Annotated in this window: 16 protein-coding genes, 1 tRNA gene and 1 pseudogene; 13 read left to right on the forward strand and 5 right to left on the reverse strand. The window is 41.3% G+C overall.

The window, feature by feature from the left end; all coding sequences use genetic code 11:
• Positions 1–379 precede the first annotated feature (379 nt).
• The 3 genes from argZ to H6G18_RS18105 all read left to right on the forward strand — a co-directional run bounded on the left by argZ (position 380) and on the right by H6G18_RS18105 (position 3,566).
• A complete protein-coding gene (gene argZ, locus H6G18_RS18095; RefSeq protein ID WP_190408486.1) occupies positions 380–2,491 on the forward strand; it encodes a bifunctional arginine dihydrolase/ornithine cyclodeaminase in 2,112 nt (703 codons plus the stop codon).
• A 333-nt stretch (positions 2,492–2,824) separates the two neighbouring features.
• The gene (locus H6G18_RS18100) at positions 2,825–3,328 is read left to right on the forward strand and encodes a DUF2085 domain-containing protein (protein ID WP_190408487.1); all 504 of its coding nucleotides are present in this window, start codon (positions 2,825–2,827) and stop codon (positions 3,326–3,328) included.
• A 4-nt stretch (positions 3,329–3,332) separates the two neighbouring features.
• Complete coding sequence (locus H6G18_RS18105) at positions 3,333–3,566, forward strand: hypothetical protein (protein ID WP_190408488.1); 234 nt, start codon at positions 3,333–3,335, stop codon at positions 3,564–3,566.
• Between the two features lie 43 nt (positions 3,567–3,609).
• Here H6G18_RS18105 and H6G18_RS18110 read toward each other — a convergent pair.
• Positions 3,610–3,681 (reverse strand) — tRNA-Gly (locus tag H6G18_RS18110).
• A 346-nt stretch (positions 3,682–4,027) separates the two neighbouring features.
• Between H6G18_RS18110 and H6G18_RS18115 the strand changes: the two genes are divergently transcribed.
• The 5 genes from H6G18_RS18115 to H6G18_RS18135 all read left to right on the forward strand — a co-directional run bounded on the left by H6G18_RS18115 (position 4,028) and on the right by H6G18_RS18135 (position 8,718).
• Positions 4,028–4,903: an Npun_R2479 family HD domain-containing metalloprotein gene (locus H6G18_RS18115; RefSeq protein WP_190408489.1), complete on the forward strand. Its 876-nt coding sequence runs from the start codon at positions 4,028–4,030 to the stop codon at positions 4,901–4,903.
• A gap of 322 nt (positions 4,904–5,225) precedes the next feature.
• Positions 5,226–6,374 carry an ABC transporter permease gene (locus tag H6G18_RS18120; protein WP_190408490.1) on the forward strand — a complete coding sequence of 383 codons (1,149 nt, stop codon included), beginning with the start codon at positions 5,226–5,228 and terminating at the stop codon, positions 6,372–6,374.
• 97 nt (positions 6,375–6,471) lie between these two features.
• Positions 6,472–7,362 carry an ABC transporter permease gene (locus tag H6G18_RS18125; RefSeq protein ID WP_190408491.1) on the forward strand — a complete coding sequence of 297 codons (891 nt, stop codon included), beginning with the start codon at positions 6,472–6,474 and terminating at the stop codon, positions 7,360–7,362.
• 91 nt (positions 7,363–7,453) lie between these two features.
• Positions 7,454–7,657, forward strand: a complete 204-nt coding sequence (locus H6G18_RS18130) for a hypothetical protein (protein WP_190408492.1) — start codon at positions 7,454–7,456, stop codon at positions 7,655–7,657.
• Positions 7,658–7,821: 164 nt separating this feature from the next.
• Entirely contained in the window at positions 7,822–8,718 is an 897-nt protein-coding gene (locus tag H6G18_RS18135) for an ROK family protein (protein ID WP_190408493.1), read from the forward strand.
• Between the two features lie 17 nt (positions 8,719–8,735).
• On the opposite strand, the gene H6G18_RS18140 is transcribed toward H6G18_RS18135, so the two are convergent.
• The gene (locus H6G18_RS18140; RefSeq protein ID WP_190408494.1) at positions 8,736–9,158 is read right to left on the reverse strand and encodes a hypothetical protein; all 423 of its coding nucleotides are present in this window, start codon (positions 9,156–9,158) and stop codon (positions 8,736–8,738) included.
• Positions 9,159–9,343: 185 nt separating this feature from the next.
• The gene (locus H6G18_RS18145; RefSeq protein ID WP_190408495.1) at positions 9,344–10,981 is read right to left on the reverse strand and encodes a CTP synthase; all 1,638 of its coding nucleotides are present in this window, start codon (positions 10,979–10,981) and stop codon (positions 9,344–9,346) included.
• A 96-nt stretch (positions 10,982–11,077) separates the two neighbouring features.
• Between H6G18_RS18145 and H6G18_RS18150 the strand changes: the two genes are divergently transcribed.
• The 3 genes from H6G18_RS18150 (at position 11,078) to H6G18_RS18160 (ending at position 14,185) form a co-directional block, all read left to right on the forward strand.
• Positions 11,078–12,832, forward strand: a complete 1,755-nt coding sequence (locus H6G18_RS18150) for an N-acetylmuramoyl-L-alanine amidase (RefSeq protein ID WP_190408496.1) — start codon at positions 11,078–11,080, stop codon at positions 12,830–12,832.
• 437 nt (positions 12,833–13,269) lie between these two features.
• The gene (locus tag H6G18_RS18155) at positions 13,270–13,860 is read left to right on the forward strand and encodes a ParA family protein (protein WP_190408497.1); all 591 of its coding nucleotides are present in this window, start codon (positions 13,270–13,272) and stop codon (positions 13,858–13,860) included.
• A 28-nt stretch (positions 13,861–13,888) separates the two neighbouring features.
• On the forward strand, positions 13,889–14,185 hold the full coding sequence (locus tag H6G18_RS18160) for a CopG family transcriptional regulator (protein ID WP_190408498.1): 297 nt from the start codon (positions 13,889–13,891) through the stop codon (positions 14,183–14,185).
• A 3-nt stretch (positions 14,186–14,188) separates the two neighbouring features.
• Here H6G18_RS18160 and H6G18_RS18165 read toward each other — a convergent pair whose 3' ends face one another.
• Complete coding sequence (locus tag H6G18_RS18165) at positions 14,189–14,710, reverse strand: GerMN domain-containing protein (protein ID WP_190408499.1); 522 nt, start codon at positions 14,708–14,710, stop codon at positions 14,189–14,191.
• A gap of 241 nt (positions 14,711–14,951) precedes the next feature.
• Between H6G18_RS18165 and H6G18_RS18170 the strand changes: the two genes are divergently transcribed.
• Both H6G18_RS18170 and H6G18_RS18175 read left to right on the forward strand, forming a co-directional pair.
• On the forward strand, positions 14,952–16,415 hold the full coding sequence (locus H6G18_RS18170; RefSeq protein WP_190408500.1) for an integrase: 1,464 nt from the start codon (positions 14,952–14,954) through the stop codon (positions 16,413–16,415).
• A gap of 103 nt (positions 16,416–16,518) precedes the next feature.
• Positions 16,519–19,836 (forward strand): PAS domain-containing sensor histidine kinase, encoded by a 3,318-nt coding sequence (locus H6G18_RS18175; protein WP_190408501.1) that lies wholly within the window; start codon positions 16,519–16,521, stop codon positions 19,834–19,836.
• A gap of 15 nt (positions 19,837–19,851) precedes the next feature.
• Here H6G18_RS18175 and H6G18_RS24855 read toward each other — a convergent pair.
• Positions 19,852–20,042, reverse strand: a pseudogene (locus H6G18_RS24855) (hypothetical protein); the annotation flags it as partial.

Here is a 20,042-nt window from a genome sequence, read left to right on the forward strand (position 1 = left end):
AAAAACAAGTTGCACAAGTACTAAGGTTGACCATAGCGGAAGGGAGATGAGGAAGTAAATTAATCAAAATTCAAAATACCCTATGGGTAGACTTACGCCTGCCTAGCAAAGGCTGCGCCCACAAAATTCAAAAATAACTCAGGACTTATCACTCATCAACACGAAACTGTTACTTTAATGCTATGCTACTTACCCGTTATCATTTGAGTATTTTATAGCTTTGTTCCCATTACTTTGTATTTTCCAGTAACTAGAATGGGAGCGAAACTGTTGTAAATGTGGCGACTATCTTAAGATAGGGTCGGTGTGACGGATTGTACTTACCTGGAAAATAAAATACTGGTGTCGGAAATAATTCTGTAGCATTTGTAATATTTTTATGACTTCTCGGATTCGTTTTTTGATGTGTCCTCCTGACCACTATGATGTGGACTATGTGATTAACCCTTGGATGGAAGGGAATATTCACAAATCATCACGCGATCGCGCCGTGGAACAGTGGCAGGGATTACACCAAATCCTTAAAGAACACGCCATTGTAGATTTAGTTACACCTCAAAAGGGTTGGCCTGATTTAGTTTTTACAGCCAATGCTGGTTTAGTCTTGGGTAACAATGTGGTATTGAGTCGCTTTTTACACAAAGAGCGTCAGGGAGAAGAACCATACTTCAAAGAATGGTTTGAAAGCAATGGTTACACAGTTTATGAACTACCTAAAGACTTACCATTTGAGGGCGCAGGCGATGCGCTTCTAGATCGAGAAGGGCGTTGGTTATGGGCGGGTTATGGTTTCCGTTCCGAATTAGATTCTCATCCATATTTGGCTAAATGGCTGGATATTGAAGTATTATCACTGCGATTAATTGATGAGCGTTTCTATCATTTAGATACCTGTTTTTGTCCCTTAGCTAACGGCTATTTACTCTACTATCCTGGTGCATTTGATTCCTACTCAAATCGCTTAATTGAGATGCGAGTAGCAGCCGAAAAGCGCATAGCAATTTCTGAAGCCGATGCTGTGAATTTTGCCTGTAATACGGTGAATGTGGAAAGCATCGTCATTATGAACAAAGCCAGTAATGCGTTAAAGCAGCGCTTGGCCGATTTGGATTTCCGTGTGTTGGAAACGCCACTCACCGAATTTCTCAAAGCAGGCGGTGCGGCCAAATGTCTTACCTTGCGGGTGACAGAACCCGTCAGATCAGAAGTTCACGCTAACGTATCAGTTGAAAGCCGAATTATTCGTCTAGAAGGGCATTTACTAGATTCTGGTTTGATTAATCGCGCCTTGGATATGATTGTCGATACTGGCGGTAGTTTCCAAGTATTGAATTTCAACTTGGGAGAACAACGCCAAAGCACATCCGCCGCCGAGGTGAAGGTTTCCGCACCTTCCCACGAGGTAATGGAAGAAATCATCTCTCTGTTGATTGATTTGGGTGCTGTAGACTTGCCCCAAGATGAGCGTGATGCCAAACTAGAGCCTGTAGTGCAGAATGGTGTAGCCCCTGATGATTTCTATGTGAGTACGATTTATCCTACCGAAGTCCGAATTGATGGGCAGTGGATCAAAGTAGAAAATCAACGCATGGACGGCGCGATCGCTATTACCCAAACCGCCAATGGTCTAGTAGCAAGGTGTAAAATCTTACGTGACTTAGAAGTAGGCGAACGGGTAGTTGTAGACGTGCTAGGTATCCGCACCATCCGCAAAACAGAATCACGGGAACAACGCAATACCCAAGAATTTAGCTTTATGTCCTCTGGAGTTTCCAGCGAAAGGCGGGTGGAATTAGTTGTTGAGCAAGTTGCTTGGGAATTGCGAAAAATTCGGGATGCTGGCGGTAAAGTAGTTGTTACAGCCGGGCCTGTGGTAATTCATACTGGTGGTGGCGAACACCTATCTCAACTGATTCGGGAAGGTTACGTACAAGCGTTACTTGGGGGAAATGCGATCGCTGTCCACGACATCGAACAAAATATGATGGGTACATCCCTTGGTGTGGACATGAAGCGTGGTGTCGCCGTCCGTGGTGGACACCGCCATCACCTGAAGGTAATTAATACCATCCGCCGTTATGGCAGTATAGCCAAAGCTGTGGAAGCAGGGATAATTCCTAGCGGTGTCATGTATGAATGCGTCCACAATCAAGTTCCCTTTGTCCTGGCTGGTTCGATTCGGGATGATGGGCCTTTACCAGATACCCAAATGGACTTAATTAAAGCACAGGAGGAATACGCCAAAAACCTGGAAGGCGCGGAGATGATTCTGATGCTGTCATCAATGCTGCACTCGATTGGTGTGGGGAATATGACCCCCGCAGGCGTGAAAATGGTCTGTGTAGATATTAACCCAGCTGTTGTGACAAAATTGAGCGATCGCGGTTCAGTTGAATCAGTAGGCGTAGTCACAGACGTGGGATTATTCCTCAGTTTGTTGATTCAACAGCTTGATAAGTTGACAAGTCCTTATCGTGCAGTGGTAGGTTAGGAAAAGTTTCACGCAAAGAAACAGCACAAAAAAGATAACAGTAGGGTGGACAATGTCCACCCTACTGCTTTCGAGATTAATTCGTTTAATTATTAGTTTAGATGTGGGAAATCAGAAGTGTTGAATGTTAAGATGCTTAAAATGAATACCCATTTTAAGGTAGTTAAATTTCATAATATTACCTCAATCAAGTATTAAGAATAGCTAAACAAAGCAGTCTCAATAGGAATTAGCTTGTGAAAAACAAGCATGATAAACAATAATATTGAATGTGAACATGAAACCAGTACCTGACAATACCAAAAAATAGGAAAAGATAGAAAAGTAACTTTTATGCAACAAACTGTTTCCACAAATCAGTTACAGCGTTTCAAGAATATTAAATTAGTTAGTTTCATTGCTGACTTCATGCTAGTGGGAATGGTCTTCGGCCCTCCCATAGCTCCCTTTCTCGCTGCGTCTGGTGTATGGTTGCTTGGGGGTATTGCGGACATTATTTACTTCATGGGTAATCATGTATGTCCCCAACCAGATATGGGTTTAGATTTAGCATCCCCATTTCTCATGGCTGTTTGTATGCGTTGTTATGGTACCGTTACAGGATTGCTAATCACTCGCCTACTTTATGCTGTAACCGGTGGTAAAGGCGTTTACTGGCTCAGTCAGTATGGTTGGAATGGTGCAGCCTTAGCCAGTGTGTTGATGATGGCTTATCCTTTGGAATTAGCAGCGCAAATTTTTGGTTTGTGGGATTTTAATAATTATTTAGTCACACCCTTTGGGTTAATTACAGGTTTGGCATGGGGGTTATTTGTAATGCCAATTTTACATCGTTAGCAATATGAGTTATTTAGATGTAGATAACCAGTTTGAACTGGAAGATGAAGTTGACTTCCTTTTGGATGGTGAGGATGCAGACATACTCGATTTTTCAATTGAAGTTGAGTCATTGAGTGATGATAGAAACTCTGTAGCAGAAGACAAATTAGTTGAGTTTTTGGATCAGAGATACTTAGAGGACTCAGAATTCAGACTGTCAGGAGAACAAAGACTCAAGCTAGAAAAACGACATTAATTTGCGAATTGCGACATATAACGTGCGAATGTACAACAACAAAAGCGGGCGATGGGACTCGAACCCACGACGTTCACCTTGGGAAGGTGACATTCTACCACTGAATTACACCCGCACATAATATAAAGAATACTGTAACACTATTGTTGCACTGATTCAAAGCAAAGTATTTATACTTATACGATGCCTTGGTGTTTCTCTAACCATAGGCGATCGCTCATATTTGCATCACACAGTTGTTGTATTTAGATCACCGCCACACTGTGAAAAGTTATGGAACATAGATAGTCATGATTGCATAGCCTATTTTCCACCTAAAACAGAAATCTAGTTAGCACAACACCAATACCTGAGTTAAAAAGGATAAATCTGAATTGTCTTACATTCTAATTGGGTCTTTCCTGATTATGTATTTTTGTAAACAACAAAGTGAGAATTGCCATTCTACTTGAGTAACTGATATGTTCAACGCCACAGAAATTTTAATTGATGCTTTTGTTAACCAAATTCGAGAAGGTTACAGTCGGACTTATGGCTGCTTAAAGAATGATTACCAAGACATCATCGCTTGGGCTGGTAGTATGGCTTTGGAAAACATTGCCAATAGTGATGCTCTCTATCACAATGTTGAACACTCTATATTAGTTACTCTTGTAGGGCAAGAAATTTTACGCGGTAAGCACATCCGCGAAGGTGGAGTTTCTAGCGAAGATTGGTTGCACTTTATTATTTCTTTGGTCTGTCATGATATTGGTTATGTGAAAGGAGTCTGCCGACAAGACCAAGAACAGGCCGGTTTATATGCGACTGGAAGTAATGGCAGAATGATTTCTCTAGCCCCTGGGGCTTCTGATGCCAGTCTGACGCCTTATCATGTTGACAGAGCTAAACTATTTATTGATGAGCGTTTTGGCGGACATAAGCTGATAGACGCTGAGGTAATTAAAAGTAATATTGAATGGACTCGTTTTCCTGTACCAACAGCAGAAGACCATCAAGAGACAACTAACTTTGCTGGGTTAGTTCGTGCTGCTGATTTGATTGGGCAATTAAGCGACCCGCGTTATTTGAAAAAAATCACATCTTTATTCTATGAGTTTGAGGAAACTGGTATCAATAAAGTTTTAGGCTACGAAACACCAGCCGACTTACGCAAGAACTATGCCAAGTTTTACTGGAATGGCGTTCATCCCTATATTAAAGATGGACTGCGCTATTTGTCTCTGACACAGCAAGGCAAACAAATTCTGGCTAATCTTTATTCAAATGTGTTTGTCGTAGAACATGAAAAAACTCAAGAAGAACATCTCTACCTAGTTGAGCAACTCCATGCTTAGATATTAGTCATTGGTCACTAGTCATTAGTAACCAGCCAATGACGACTGACAACTGACAACTTACCCTTCTCTTCTGCTTCGGAGACGCTAACGCGAACGAGAGGCTGCGCCAACGGGTGACGCTCGTTCCTCTCTACGAGACGCTGCGCTAACGCCAGTTGCTCATGGGGGAAACCACGCCAGTTCGTACAACGGAGGGAACCTCCCTCCGGATTAACCAGTCCCCAGGGCGCGGGAAACCCGCCTATAGGGCTGGATTCACCGCAACGGACTGGCTCCCCAAGACCGCACTGGCTCACAACTGACAAAAGGCAAATAAACTATGAATTGGTGGCGAAGACTTCAGAATAATCCTTTGGCGAGATTTGGGGCAATTCTGCTGATAATTTTCTATGTAGCAGTGATTGGTGCTGACTTTGTCGCCCCCTATCGACCTTGTGACTCTGCCGATATATCTAGTGGTCGATGTGATTTGCCACCAAACAGTTCGCTGTTACCACCAACGAAAATTTATTGGATTTCAAAAACATCTGGTCAGTTTATAGGCCCCCATATTTATCCGACAACCCAAGGCAACACTGACTTAGAAACAGGCGATCGCCAACTCATTGTAGACTTTAAACAGCCTTCACCAGTGCGCTTGTTTGTTTCTGGACCAGAGTACCGGGTATTTCAGCTAAGTTTACCGCTACCGCCCAAGTGGGAAGAGACTACTATTATCCCTGGTATCCCCTTAAACTGGCATTTATTTGGCGCAGATGGCGAGGCTAGACTAAATATTTTAGGTACGGACGAACAAGGACGCGACCAATTCAGCCGTTTGTTGCATGGTGGACGTATTAGTATGTTTATCGGCCTTATTGGGGTGGCAATTACCTTTCCCCTTGGTTTGCTGATTGGTGGTATTTCTGGTTATTTCGGCGGTTGGACGGACAGCATCATTATGCGTGTAGCAGAAGTTCTGATGACTTTCCCCAGTATTTATCTCCTAGTTACCTTAGGGGCAGTTTTACCAACTGGTTTAAGTAGTAGCCAGAGATTTTTGCTAATTGTGTTAATTACTTCTGTCATTAGCTGGGCTGGTTTAGCAAGGGTAATTCGTGGACAAGTATTGTCAATTAAAGAACGAGAATTTGTCCAAGCCGCAAGAGCTATGGGTGGTAAGCCAATATATATTATTCTGCGCCACGTTTTGCCGCAAACTGCGACTTATGTCATCATCTCTGCTACCTTGGCGGTTCCTAGCTTTATTGGTTCAGAAGCCATACTCAGTCTTATTGGTTTAGGTATTCAACAACCAGACCCGTCTTGGGGTAATATGCTATCTCTAGCCAGCAACGCTTCTATATTAGTGTTACAACCTTGGTTAATTTGGCCGCCAGCCGTGTTAATTATTCTGACAGTGTTAGCTTTTAATTTACTCGGCGATGGGCTAAGAGATGCCCTTGACCCTCGGAGTTTACGCCGCTAGTACTTTTAAAACACAATATATAGTTTTGCCCAGTCCCCAATCCCTAGTTTGATATGTAAAATGGTCAGCGTATCTTGCGCTATGCAGGCGATCGCTCATGACCATCACTAAACGTCAAATGCCTAAATTGGGGCTTTTTGTCAAAAATCCCAGTCTTTCCCAAAAATTAATGCTGATTGGGTTAGCTATTACCCTGTTTTTCATCTTCTTGGCATTCTTTGCCCCTGTAATTCAAAGTTGGGGATGGCTACAAAACCCTAAAGAGTTTCTTTCTAACCCGATTCAAGAAGCACCATCTGCTAAACATTGGTTTGGAACCAGTCGTCTGGGGCATGATGTTTTCTCTCGCACATTGTTTGGCGCTCAAGCTGCGTTGCAAGTAGTGATTTTGGCTACAGCGCTGAGTATGGTAATTGGCGTGCCTTTGGGGATGCTGAGTGGCTATCTAGGGGGTAGGTTAGATAAGGCGCTGCTGTTTTTAATGGATAGTATTTATACGTTGCCAGGATTGCTACTGTCAGTAACACTGGCGTTTGTTGTAGGAAGGGGGATATTAAATGCAGCGATCGCTATTAGTATTGCATACATTCCTCAATACTACCGCGTAGTGCGTAACCACACCGTCAGTGTCAAAACCGAAGTATTTATTGAAGCAGCTCAAGCAATGGGCGCTTCTACTTGGGTTGTGCTTTCTCGATATCTCTTTTTCAATGTTATTCAAAGTGTACCTGTACTTTTCACTCTCAACTCAGCCGATGCAATTTTAGTACTAGGCGGTTTGGGCTTTTTAGGGCTAGGATTACCGGAAGAAGTACCAGAATGGGGACATGATTTAAAACAAGCCCTAGAAGCACTACCAACAGGTATTTGGTGGACTACACTTTTCCCTGGTTTAGCAATGACATTGATGGTAGTAGGGTTATCACTACTCGGAGAAGGGTTGAATGAGTTTGTCAATCCGCGATTACGGGGAGAAAATCGGAAATAGTCATTGGTTATTGGATTATGGACAACTAACAACTGACAACTAACAACTGACAACTGACAACAATTTTCTTATTAATTACTGAGAGATTAGAGTGAAAGATAACATTTCTTTAATAGCTGCTGCTGCTGGTGGGTTTATGCTTTCTGTGGCGTTGGCTGGGATTTTAAGAGGTGCGCCAGTCACAGCTTGGCATGAAATATCTAGTTTTCATTCCAGTATGGTTACAGATTTAAGAGTCACCAACAAAAAAAACGATAACTTAGAATTTTTTGGCTCAGAAACACCAAAAAGCTAATATGCTTTTGTGAAATACTCCAAATGGGGAATTATTGTCAGCTTAGTCAAACAATTTTAGATTTTAGATTATCTTCTCATCCAAAATTGGTAATTTAAAATCTAAAATTCCCAGAGTCAACGCTGATAATTTCTGCTGTGGTGGCTTGGTGTGAGGAATTGAACGTGGGGAATTTTCAAGTAATTGGCATTGACTTGGGGGGAACAGCCATAAAATTGGGGAGATTTAGTCAAGATGGTACTTGTTTACAATCTTTGACTGTGGCGACTCCCCAACCGGCGACACCAGAAGCGGTTTTGTTGGTAATGGTGGATGCGATCACGCAAATTGACCCAGATAATCAAACTATAGCTATAGGTGTGGGTACTCCCGGCCCTGCTGATGCTACAGGACGCATTGCCCAAATCGCTATTAACTTACCGCAATGGGTAAATGTGCCTTTGGCTGATTGGTTAGAGGCAAAAACTAGCAAGCCTACCGTGATTGAAAATGATGCCAATTGTGCTGGAATCGCGGAAGCATGGTTGGGAGCTGGTCGCCACTTCAAAAATTTTATGATGTTAACCTTGGGAACTGGTGTCGGTGGGGCTATTTTTTTAGATGGCAAATTATTTGTCGGACAACGAGGTGCGGCTGGAGAACTAGGATTAATTACACTCCAACCCGATGGCCCAATGTGTCAAAGTGGTAATCAAGGCTCTTTAGAACAACACACCTCAATCAAAGCTATTCGTCGTCGTACTGGTAAAGAACCTGCACAATTAGGTGTACTTGCTCAAGCTGGAGATGCAGAAGCCTTAACATTTTGGCGAGAATATGGTAAGGATTTAGGTATAGGTTTAGCTAGTTTAATTTACGTTTTAACACCAGAAGCGATCGTCCTTGGTGGTGGTGTTAGTGCCAGCTTTGAATTTTTCTCACCAACTCTCAAGGCAGAGATTAACCAGCGAGTCATGCCAACATCTCGCGCAGGTTTACAAATCCTCCCAGCACAATTAGGGAACTCAGCCGGAATGGTAGGCGCGGCAAGATTAGCATGGCAGAAAATAATTCGTAACTAAGAACTAATGACTATGGACTAAGAAAAAGAATACCCCGTAGTCTTTTGAACGTATTGCCAAACTTTTTTATAAGACTCTGGATTACTCACAGGATTGATGATGATGGGGATAGTACCATCGGGTAGCCAAAAGGTTATTCTGCCATTGGTTTCTTGGCAAAAAGAACTAATACAATTGAGGTTGATTACATATTCATTTCTTTCGTAAATGATTTTTACCCAATGGGCATTTTCTACTGCCACGTTTGTCACTTGTTCTAGATATTCCAGAATTTTGTGATAGTCTTCTAAGTTGGTTTGGGGATTAATCACAATCGGAATGGCACTATCGGGCAACCAAAATGTTACCCTGCCGTTCTTTTCGTAACAAAAAGCATTTACGCGGTCAAAATTGATTACATATTCTTTCCTCTCATATAGAATTTTCACCCAGTACGCCACAACAGCTCCTCAAGTCCGAAATTCATGAATGATGCTTACCCTGTATGTTATGAAATCTGTTGACGTTCTCGGTTGATGTTACAAAATGTTAATGCAAAATCCAAAAATTTATTTTGAATTTGGCGGAAAGTGCGGTCTTGGGCAAAGCCCAAGATGAGCAACTTTCCCAGACTAATTTTGAATTGTTAAGACACTTCTACTGGTGTCTGGAAATTAGCGGTAGGATTATTTAATGCGATCGCAGCTTGCACAAAACCTTTAAATAAAGGATGGGGGTTACTGGGACGCGATTGAAATTCTGGATGAAACTGGCAAGAGATAAAAAATGGATGTTGGGGATATTCCACAATTTCCACTAAGCGCCCATCGGGAGATGTGCCACTAATCACATAACCTGAATCTAATAATAGCTGACGGTAATCGTTGTTAAACTCATACCGATGGCGATGTCGTTCTTGAACTACTTCTGCTTGATAAAGCTTAGAGGCTAGAGTATTCGGGGCTATATGACAAGAATACACGCCTAAGCGCATTGTTCCACCCAAATCTACTACATCTTGTTGTTCTGGTAGTAGGTTAATAACTGGATATTGAGTGGATGAATCAAATTCGGCGCTATTAGCACCACTTAACCCGCCGAGATTTCTCGCCCATTCAATCACGGAACATTGCATTCCCAAGCATAAACCCAAGAAGGGAATTTGGCGATCGCGTGCGTATTTAATGGCAGCAATTTTGCCATCAACCCCACGAGTCCCAAATCCCCCTGGCACAACTATGCCATCTACACCTGCAAGATAGGTTTCTGCTGGTTGGGTTTCCAAATCTTCGGAGTTTACCCACCGCAAGCGTAAATCTCCATGAGTAGCAATTGCTGCGTGGCGCAATGCTTCTACTACAGATAAATACGCATCACTTAATCTGACATATTTACCAACAATGGCAATTTCTACTGTGTGTTTGGGACTATATAAGCCTTGCACCATCGCTTGCCATTTTTCTAGATTTGGTTGGCGTTGTTCCATTTGCAACAAATCTAGGGCTTGTTCTGCGAGTCCTTCACCTTCTAAAATTAAGGGTACTTCGTAGATACTTCTGGCATCTTGGGCAGTGATCACGCACTCTACAGGAACATCGCAAAATTCCGACATCTTTTGCTTTAGTCCTCTAGGTATGGGGCGATCGCTCCGGCATACTAAAATATCTGGTTGAATGCCAATGGATCTGAGTTCTTTTACTGAATGCTGTGTCGGCTTAGTTTTCATTTCCCCTGCCGAAGCAATGTAAGGTAATAAGGTAACGTGCATATACAGCACATTTTGCCTTCCTACCTCTTTGCGTAGCTGGCGAATAGCTTCTAAAAATGGCAGTGATTCAATATCACCCACCGTCCCACCAATTTCGGTAATCACTACCGAGGGATTCGTTTCCTTAGCAACCGACAAAATCCGTTCTTTAATTTCATTGGTAATATGAGGAATTACCTGGACTGTGCCACCATTGTAGTCACCACGACGCTCACGCATGATTACCGCTTGGTAAATTGAACCAGTGGTAACGCTGTTGAGTCTTGACATCGAAGTGTCGGTAAAGCGTTCGTAATGCCCCAAGTCTAAGTCTGTTTCTGCGCCATCTTGGGTAACAAACACTTCACCGTGTTGAAAGGGACTCATTGTACCCGGATCAATATTAATATAAGGGTCGAGTTTTAAAATCGACACCGAATAATCTCGTGATTTGAGTAAACGGCCCAGACTTGCTGCTACAATGCCTTTGCCAATACTGGAAACGACACCTCCAGTTACAAAGATAAACTTAGTCATAGTAGTTTGAATTTTTATCAACTGCTAACAATACCATCCAAAACACATCCCGTCATTGTGCCACAGTCACATAGTGAATACTTCTGTGATCCTGCTGTGAAAAAAGTTATCATCCCAGTAATATTAAGCTTCCTTGTCACCTCCTCAGTTGCCTTGGCTTCCTCACCTCTGAAAGTTGTTTATCCGCCGACAAACCACCAGACTAGTGCAGAAAAAATTTTTTTTATTGGTACAGCACCAGTAAATGGACAAGTTCTCATCAATGGTAAGCCAATTAACCGTAGTCGCTCTGGTCATTTTGCACCAAGTTTTCCCCTACAGTTAGGAGAGAATATCTTTACAGTACGTCACCAAAATCAAGAGCTTCAGATTAAGGTCACAAGGCTGAGTACTCAGCCAGAGATACCACAAGGTTTAGCTTTTGCTAAAGGTTCTCTCACACCAACCGCCGATATCGCCAGACTACCAGGAGAACTAATTTGTTTTAGTGCTGTTGCACCTCCTAACGCCAATGTCTCGGTGAAACTGGCAAATCAAACTGTGGCACTTCTGCCTCAACAAAAACAGGTAAGACTACCAAGTAATTTGTCTGCTCTCACTGGGCAAAACCAACCCACTACCCAGTCTATCCCAGGAAAGTATGAGGGTTGCACAACAGTAACAGCCGCAGCTGATTTGGGACAACCTCAATTTCAACTGACGTTGAACGGTAAGACGATAAATCAACCAGGGAATGGCAAAATTACAATCCTCTCACCCGCGCAGTTACCTGTAGCTGAGGTGGTAGCAGACGCAGGAGTTGCCCGGACTGGCCCTAGTACCGATTTTTCTCGACTTACACCACTGCCTAAGGGAACACGAGCTACTGTCACAGGAAAAGAAGGTGAATGGTTGCGCCTAGACTATGGCGCTTGGCTTAATAGTCAGGAAACCCGCATTCTTCCAGGAGCCGTTCCGCCACGCACAATTATTCGCAGTGTCGGATATCGAAGAGTTCTTGGTGCAACAGAAATGCTTTTCCCTCTGCAAACTCCTGTACCTGTGAGTGTGCAGCAAGGAGAAAAAACTTTCACCCTCACACTCCACAACACCACTGCCCAAACAGATATTATTCGCTTGGATGATGACCCTTTAATTTCTCGTCTAGATTGGCAGCAGATGGCATCAGGAGAGGTAAAATACACCTTTAACCTCAAAAAAGCTCAACAGTGGGGATATAAGCTGAGATACGACGGTACAACCCTGGTTTTAGCTTTACGCCATGCGCCTGTTGTCAAGCAAAATAGGCAAAAGCCGCTTTCTGGTATCAAGATTTTACTCGATCCTGGTCACGGTGGCAAAGAATCTGGTGCAGTTGGGCCTACTGGATATCCAGAAAAAGACGTAAATTTGGTGGTATCTAAGTTATTGCGCGATAAATTGCTCAAATTAGGGGCAAATGTGGTGATGACTAGGGACGATGATCGCGATGTCTCACTGGTAGAGCGTCAAGCAATTATCAATCGAGAAAATCCAGCGATCGCACTTTCCATCCATTACAACGCTCTCCCCGATGCTGGTGATGCGGAAAATACTCAGGGTGTGGGTATGTTTTGGTATCATCCCCAAGCTCATAACCTCGCCGTGTTTATGCACAATTATTTAGTAAATAAACTCCGTAGACCTTCCTACGGTGTATTTTGGAATAACCTTGCACTGACACGCCCAGCCGCAGCACCCTCGGTATTATTAGAGTTGGGTTTTATGAGCAATCCCAATGAATTTGAATGGGTGACCAATCCCCAAGAGCAGAAAAAGTTAGCCAAGGTTTTGGCTGAAGGGGTAACTGAGTGGTTTAAGACTGTTAAGTAGAAGGTACGAATGAGGATACAAGGATGATCAGGCTAACTCATAACAAATGACTTTTCACCTTGAGTCCTCACTCAATTAATACCCAAATTTTGTACTGAAAGTAAAAGCGATCGCCTAATCCAAATAGCATAGCAGGATGTCTCTCTGGTACTGCTGTTGAGCCTGTTTTTGGTAAGTAATAGTAGGTTCTGGCTCTGGTTGTACCAAGAAGCTGCCAAGGATGGAAGAATTCTCAGATTTACACACTACTACTTTTGTAATGCAGTGATATTTTGTTTACTTAATATCAACTATCGAATAATACGTACTTAAAATATTGATATACTTAACATTTAAATGTTTGAATTTATAAATGCTTAAACATTTAAATTTAAATAAAATGTCCAGATGTTTAGATATGGAGTACAATCTTGGGATGATTTGCGTATGTAAGAAAAATGATTATTACTGTAGCGGCCTTCAAAGGCGGTGTCGGTAAATCTACGACTGCACTGCACCTAGCTACTTACCTCCAGAAAAAAGCTGACACACTGTTAGTAGATGGCGATTTAAACCGCAGTGCTTTAGATTGGTCAAATCGGGGCTGTTTGCCCTTTAAAGTAGCTGATGAACAGCAGGGAGTTAATCTGGCAAAACTTTATGAACATATAGTCATCGATACACCAGCCCGTCCAGATGCGGAAGAACTCAAAACTCTAGCGAAAGGATGTGATTTGTTAGTAATACCAACAACTCCAGATGCGATCGCTTTAGCTGCTACGTTGCACATGGTTGATCTGCTGAAAAAAAATAAAAGTAAGTATAAAATTTTACTTACTATCATTCCCCCAAATCCTAATAAAGCAGGAGAGGAAGCAAGAACAACTCTCTTAAATGCAGAACTACCCGTATTCAAATCAGGAATTCGCCGCTTAGCTGTGTTTCAACGTGCTGCTTTAGAAGGTATTCCAGTTAATGCGGTCAAAGACCCTTACGCCCAAATTGCTTGGCGATGTTACGCCGAGGTTGGTAAGGAAATATTAAACTAATTCGTAATTCTTAATTGAGTGGAGTTCCTTGGATAATAAGAAAAAAACCAGCCGCTTTGATGATTTAATTGATGCTGCTCGCAGTCGTCAACAACGAGATCAGCCACAGTCAACGGAAGACAAACTCAGTTCCCAAAGCAAAAGCACTGACCCAGCTTATACCCGTACAACTATCTATTTACCAAAGCAATTACATCGACAACTTAAAGCAGCAGCAGCCTTTCAAGAGCGTCAAATGAGCGATATTGTGACGGAACTGGTTGAGCAGTGGCTTTCGAGAATAGGGAAAGAAGCAGGAGAGCAGGAGGAGAAAACTAATGACTAATGGCTAAAGCACAATATCTTCGCCTTTTTCGGTGAAGCGAACTTCTTTAATCTTCCATTGGGTATTACTGGTTAAGGTTTTACGGAGACTACCAAACAGGGCAAATTGTTCACAACTAGATAAGGAGACGAATTGTCGTTTTGACTGTGGTGAGAGTCTTAAATCAACTGTAGCAACCCCATTTTTGACTCTGATGCGATAACCAGATAAGCTAAAGTCAGCTGTGTCTTGTCCTTGTATAATTTTACCTACAGCATTGGTTACAGGTTCGGTTGCTGGTACGGCGACATTTTGCGGTACAAGTTCTTGGCATTGAATATCGCTAGTATATAAAGTAACATTTACTGTTTTACCCGATACAGCTTGAGATTTGGTGTTATTGGGTTTCGCTCGCAGTTGAGCCATGCTTGGGGCTGGGGTTGGAGATATTGTATTAGTTGTACTGGTAGGCTTAGAACTACAACTGCTGAGGCTGGCGATCGCTACAACCATAAATGGTAAAAAATATCTATTGTTCATTTTCATAATATTGCTTGTATATCTTTCTCTTAACTTCAGTATTGCTGGTATCAATTCCGTATAAAACCAATTAAGCTTCACTTTTTTACTGTCATTGGCTAAACCCAGCCATTTCAAATTGACGCAACGCTTACGCTATATTAATTTTGCAGTTTGAATTTTGTTGGCGCAAATATAGCCTTAGGTTATTTTAACTTCCGCCTTGCGAAACTAGTCTCTAACCCCTAACCCCTCATTTCTAGCCTCTATGTCTCAGAAAGAATCAAATAATTTTGTCCCACATAAATCACAATGGGACGGTACACCAATCGAGGAATGGGAGCCTTCTAAATGGAAGCAATGGAAGGCTAAACAAGCCGATGAACAAGCCAAAATGGAACGGGAATATCTCCGCATTAAATACGCGATTCAGCAGGCTAACACGGCATTAAATTTAGATAGGGTTAAAATTAAACTTAAACTGACTAGCTCTAAAACTATAGGTCTACAAGGTACTTTTCCGTGTAGACCTGGTGATGTTGGTAAAAAGGGTAGTCCTAACAAACAATATACTATTTCTTGCGGCTTTACGGCTAATGATTCTGGCGTAAAAATGGCTGTTTTGAAAGCACGAGAATTAGATTTATTGTTAATTACGAAACAATTTCAATGGACACCAGAATTACTAGGTAAACAGGCACAAAAAATAGAATTATCAATTGAAAAAACTTCGGGAAAATTGATTAGTGAATTAATTCAAGAATATGAGCATGATTTTTGGAAAACTCATGAGTCAAATAGACGAGGGATTCGGACATGGGAAACTCATTACATGAGACATCTAAAAAAACTGCCTCAAGATTTACCAATATCTGCCAAAGCATTAGAAATAGCTTTAGAAAAGACTAAGCCTAATACATCGGCTAGGTTTTTTATGGTATGGCAATTAAAGAAGTTCTGCGAGTTTTGTGGAATTGATGATTTTAAAACAATTTATGCTTATGCGACTCCTAAGCCTCATCCAACTATCCGTAAGGTTCCTTCAGATGAGGAAATTGTCCAAGGTTTCGATAAGATTGGTATGCCTTTATCAACCTACACTAGCAAAGATAACACTACACAACCAGAACAATGGCAATGGGTTTATGGAATGTTGGCTACCTATGGTTTAAGACCTCATGAATTATTTGCGGTAGATATCGAAGCTTTTATTAATCCTAGTAATACTTTTCATTTAGTAAGTTTAAATCCTAGTTTGACAGAAGGGACTAAAACTGGTGAACGGAGTTGTGGTATTCCACCACTGTATCCTCATTGGGTAGATTTATTTAAGTTGAAAAATATTCGCCTGCCTTATAACGAAGGTAAGTTGAACAATAAAACAGCAAAGCTGCAAACCAGATTTAGAAATGCAGAAATAGGCTTTAGACCCTATGATTTACGTCATGCCTATGCTATACGTGGTCATCGTTTACGAATGCCTATAAAGACTATGGCGGATTATATGGGACATACTGTCCAAGAGCATACTAAAACTTATCAAAGATGGATGAATGAGGACACTAATTTAGCGATTTATAAAGAGGTAGTTATTCACAAACAAGGTACGACAAAGGAGGCAATGAAAGAAAGAATCAATGAATTAGAAGCTGAAAATCTAGCTCTCAAAGCTGAAAACGCCACACTTAAAAGTTTATTAGTACAACATCAATTGGGTGAATTACTGAGTTAAATTTATTTTGCCAAAATGTATGTGCAATATTGATATTGCGGCATTGAGATTGGGCAGAATAGATACTGAAGTTAACTTCAAATCCTTGGTAAATAGTATACCTATGACTGACCATCTCATTACTATACATAAAAATACTTATGATTCTCTTCAACAAGAACTGATAGAACTGCGTCAGGCAGTGGCAACGACTTTAAAATCAGATTTATATATTGAATATACGCCTGCGGCGATCGCTATATTCGACCACCAGATGCGTTACTTGCTGGCTAGCCGTCGCTGGCGTGAGGACTATAACTTAGTTGATGAGAATATTATTGGTTGTTCACATGATGATGTTTGTCCAGAGAGTTCTTTAGGTTGGCAAACAATTTATCAGCGTTGTTTGGCGGGAACTAGGGAAAAATGCGAAGAAGACACTCTCGTTCGTAGCGATGGTACCATCGACTGGGTGAAATGGGAAATAAATCCTTGGTATGAAGAATCAGGTGAGGTGGGTGGTTTAGCTATTTTCTCTGAGGTAATTACTGCACGCAAACAGGCAGAAATGGCTCTAGTCAATAGTGAAAGGCGTTTAAGAGATATTGCAGCAAATATGCCTGGTGTCATCTTCCAGTTCACAAATTGCAACGGTAACTGGCAAGTAGACTATATCAGTGATTTTATCTGGCAACTGGCAGGTGTCACTCCCGCAGAAATGATGACAGATTTAAGTTGTTTTTTTGCGCTTGTCCATCCAGACGATTGGGACAGCTACATTGCTTCAGTAGTGGAAGCAGTAGAAAATTCTACTCCTTGGCACTATGAGGGACGTTTGGTGAAGTCTAACGGTGAAATTCGCTGGTGGCAAGGAGACTCAACTCCTACAAGGACTCAAACTGGAGAAATAATCTTTTGTGGAGTCATGATAGATGTTACTGAGCGTAAGCAAACAGAAGCAGAACTTCAAAGATTAAATGAAGAGTTAGAAGCCAGAGTTGAGGAACGTACAGCAGCTTTGCAGCAGACAGAAGCACGGTTGCAGCGACTAACTGATAATATGCCAGGGATGCTTTATGAATTTCGCCTCAAACCCGATGGCACAATGTTTTTCCCTTATGTTTCTTCTGGGTGTCGAGAACTGATGGAACGAAAACCCCAAGATTTACAAAATGATGCTGCACTCATCTTTGCAGATATTCATCCTGCGGATGTGATGGGGGTACGAGAGGCGATCGCTCACTCTGCCCAAACTCTGCAAAACTTTGAATATGAGTGGCGACTTATAACTCAATACGGGCAGCAAAAATGGGTCAAAGCAGCCTCCAGAACAGAAAGCCTCAGGGAAGGAGAAATTGCCTGGTATGGCTATCTACTTGATATAAGCGAACACAAAAAAGCAGAGCAACAACTCCAACAGCAAGCACAGTTTTTACAAGGTATTTGGGAAGGTGTAGATTACTGTATTTTTGTCTTAGATGTTGTGGATGATGGTACTGAGTTTCGTTACGTTAAATTCAATCCCGCCATGCTCCGAATTAGCCCCATACCTCTTGAAAATTTCATAGGAAAAACAACAGCAGAAGCACTACCACCCCAAATGGTAGACTTTTATTGCCAACGGTATAGGGAATGTATCCAATCCAAAAAAAGCCTATTCTTTGAGGATAGTTTTTTAGCTAATGACAAAGAAACTTGGTGGCTGATCAATGTTACACCTCTTGGTGATAGCAATTCGTGTATTTCTCAACTCGTAGTGACAGCAACGGATATTACAGAACGCAAACAGGCTGAACAAGAACGGCAAATGTTCGTCTCTTTGGTTGAAAATAGCAGTGATTTTATTGGTTTTTCCACCTTAGCAGGAAAACCTTTATTTGTTAATGAAGCTGGACTTAAATTAGTTGATATTGATAGTTTAGAAACTGCCAAAACACTACATATTACTGATTTTATTTTACCAGAAGATAGAGAGGATATACAGCAACGAATCTTGCCTATTGTTAATGAACTTGGTTTGTGGCAAGGTGAATATCATTTTCGCAACTATCAGACTCACGAAGCAATACCAGTAGATTTTAATATGTTTACTGTCAAGAGTTCAGAAACTGGTAAGCCTTTGTGTTTGGCAACAGTTACTCGTGATATTCGAGAACGCAAACAAGTAGAAGCCTTGCTACAAGAACAAGAGCAGTTTTTACGTAATATTTATGATGGTGTTGATCAAATTATCTTTGTGGTTGATGTTTTAGAGAACTTTGAGTTTCGTTTTGCTGGTTGGAACTCCTCAGCAGAAAAATCCACAGGAATTAGTCAAGCTGATGCTATTGGTAAAACTCCTGAAGATTTGCAGGGTAGTGTTAAAGGTGCAGCCGTTCGTCAACGATATAAAAACTGTGTAGAAGCTGGTACTAGTATTTCCTATGAAGAGTGTTTAACTTTCCATAATCAAGAAACTTGGTGGCTGACCAAAATCACACCCTTGAAAAACAGTGAAGGTAGAATTTATCGTCTGGTAGGCACAACTTTAGATATTACACAGCGTAAATACGCTGAAATTCAGTTGCAACAACAAGCCGAAAACTTAGAACATACTCTGCGTGAATTGCAACGTACCCAAACTCAACTTATCCATAGCGAGAAAATGTCTTCTATTGGGAATATGGTTGCAGGTGTTGCCCATGAAATCAATAATCCAGTTAACTTTATTCATGGTAATCTGATTCCAGCTAGTGAATATGCTCAAGATTTATTACGGCTAGTGGAACTTTATCAACTCCATTTTCCCTATCCACCAGAAGAAATTCAAGAAGCTATTATAGATATTGACCTCGATTTCCTGAAGGAAGACTTGGTTAAACTCCTTCAGTCTATGCGGGTAGGAACCCAACGCATTCGGGAAATTGTCCTATCACTCCGCAATTTTTCTCGCCTTGATGAAGCTGAATTTAAGCAAGTAGATATTCATGAAGGTATTGATAGTACTTTGATGATTTTACACAATCGTCTGAAAGCTAAATCAGATCATCCAGAAATTGTGATAGTAAAAGATTATAGTAATTTACCATTAATTGATTGCTATCCTGGTCAATTAAATCAGGTATTTATGAATCTTATAAGTAATGCTATTGATGCTTTGGAAGAGTCATTGGTCAGTGGTAATCTGTCAGTTGCTACACCCTCAATTTCTATTCAGACTGAAGCTGTTAATAGTAACTGGATACGTATTATTATTGCAGATAATGGTGTTGGAATTCCCCCAGCAATATTATCAAAACTATTTGACCCATTTTTTACTACTAAATCTGTGGGTAAGGGAACTGGACTAGGCTTATCTATTAGTTATCAAATTGTTGTGGATAGACACAATGGAAAATTATCTTGTAAATCAACACCTGGACAAGGAGCGGAATTTGTGATTGAGATTCCTATTCATCAGTGAATAGTTATTATTGCTTTACCAAACTATTTGTAGACTTAAAGTTAGCCCTGGTAATATATCTTCTCCTGATAATGTTGTGGGAGAATCTAATATTTCTAATACCAGTTTAATATGAAGGTGCATATAATAGAGGAAACAAACTCGATAAATTAAAATAACCATGAGCCGCACTTTTAAGATTGAAATCGCAGAGAGCGAAGAAGAAC

It is taken from the genome of Anabaena subtropica FACHB-260 (genome assembly GCF_014697105.1).
Classification (GTDB): Bacteria; Cyanobacteriota; Cyanobacteriia; order Cyanobacteriales; family Nostocaceae; genus Trichormus; species Trichormus subtropicus.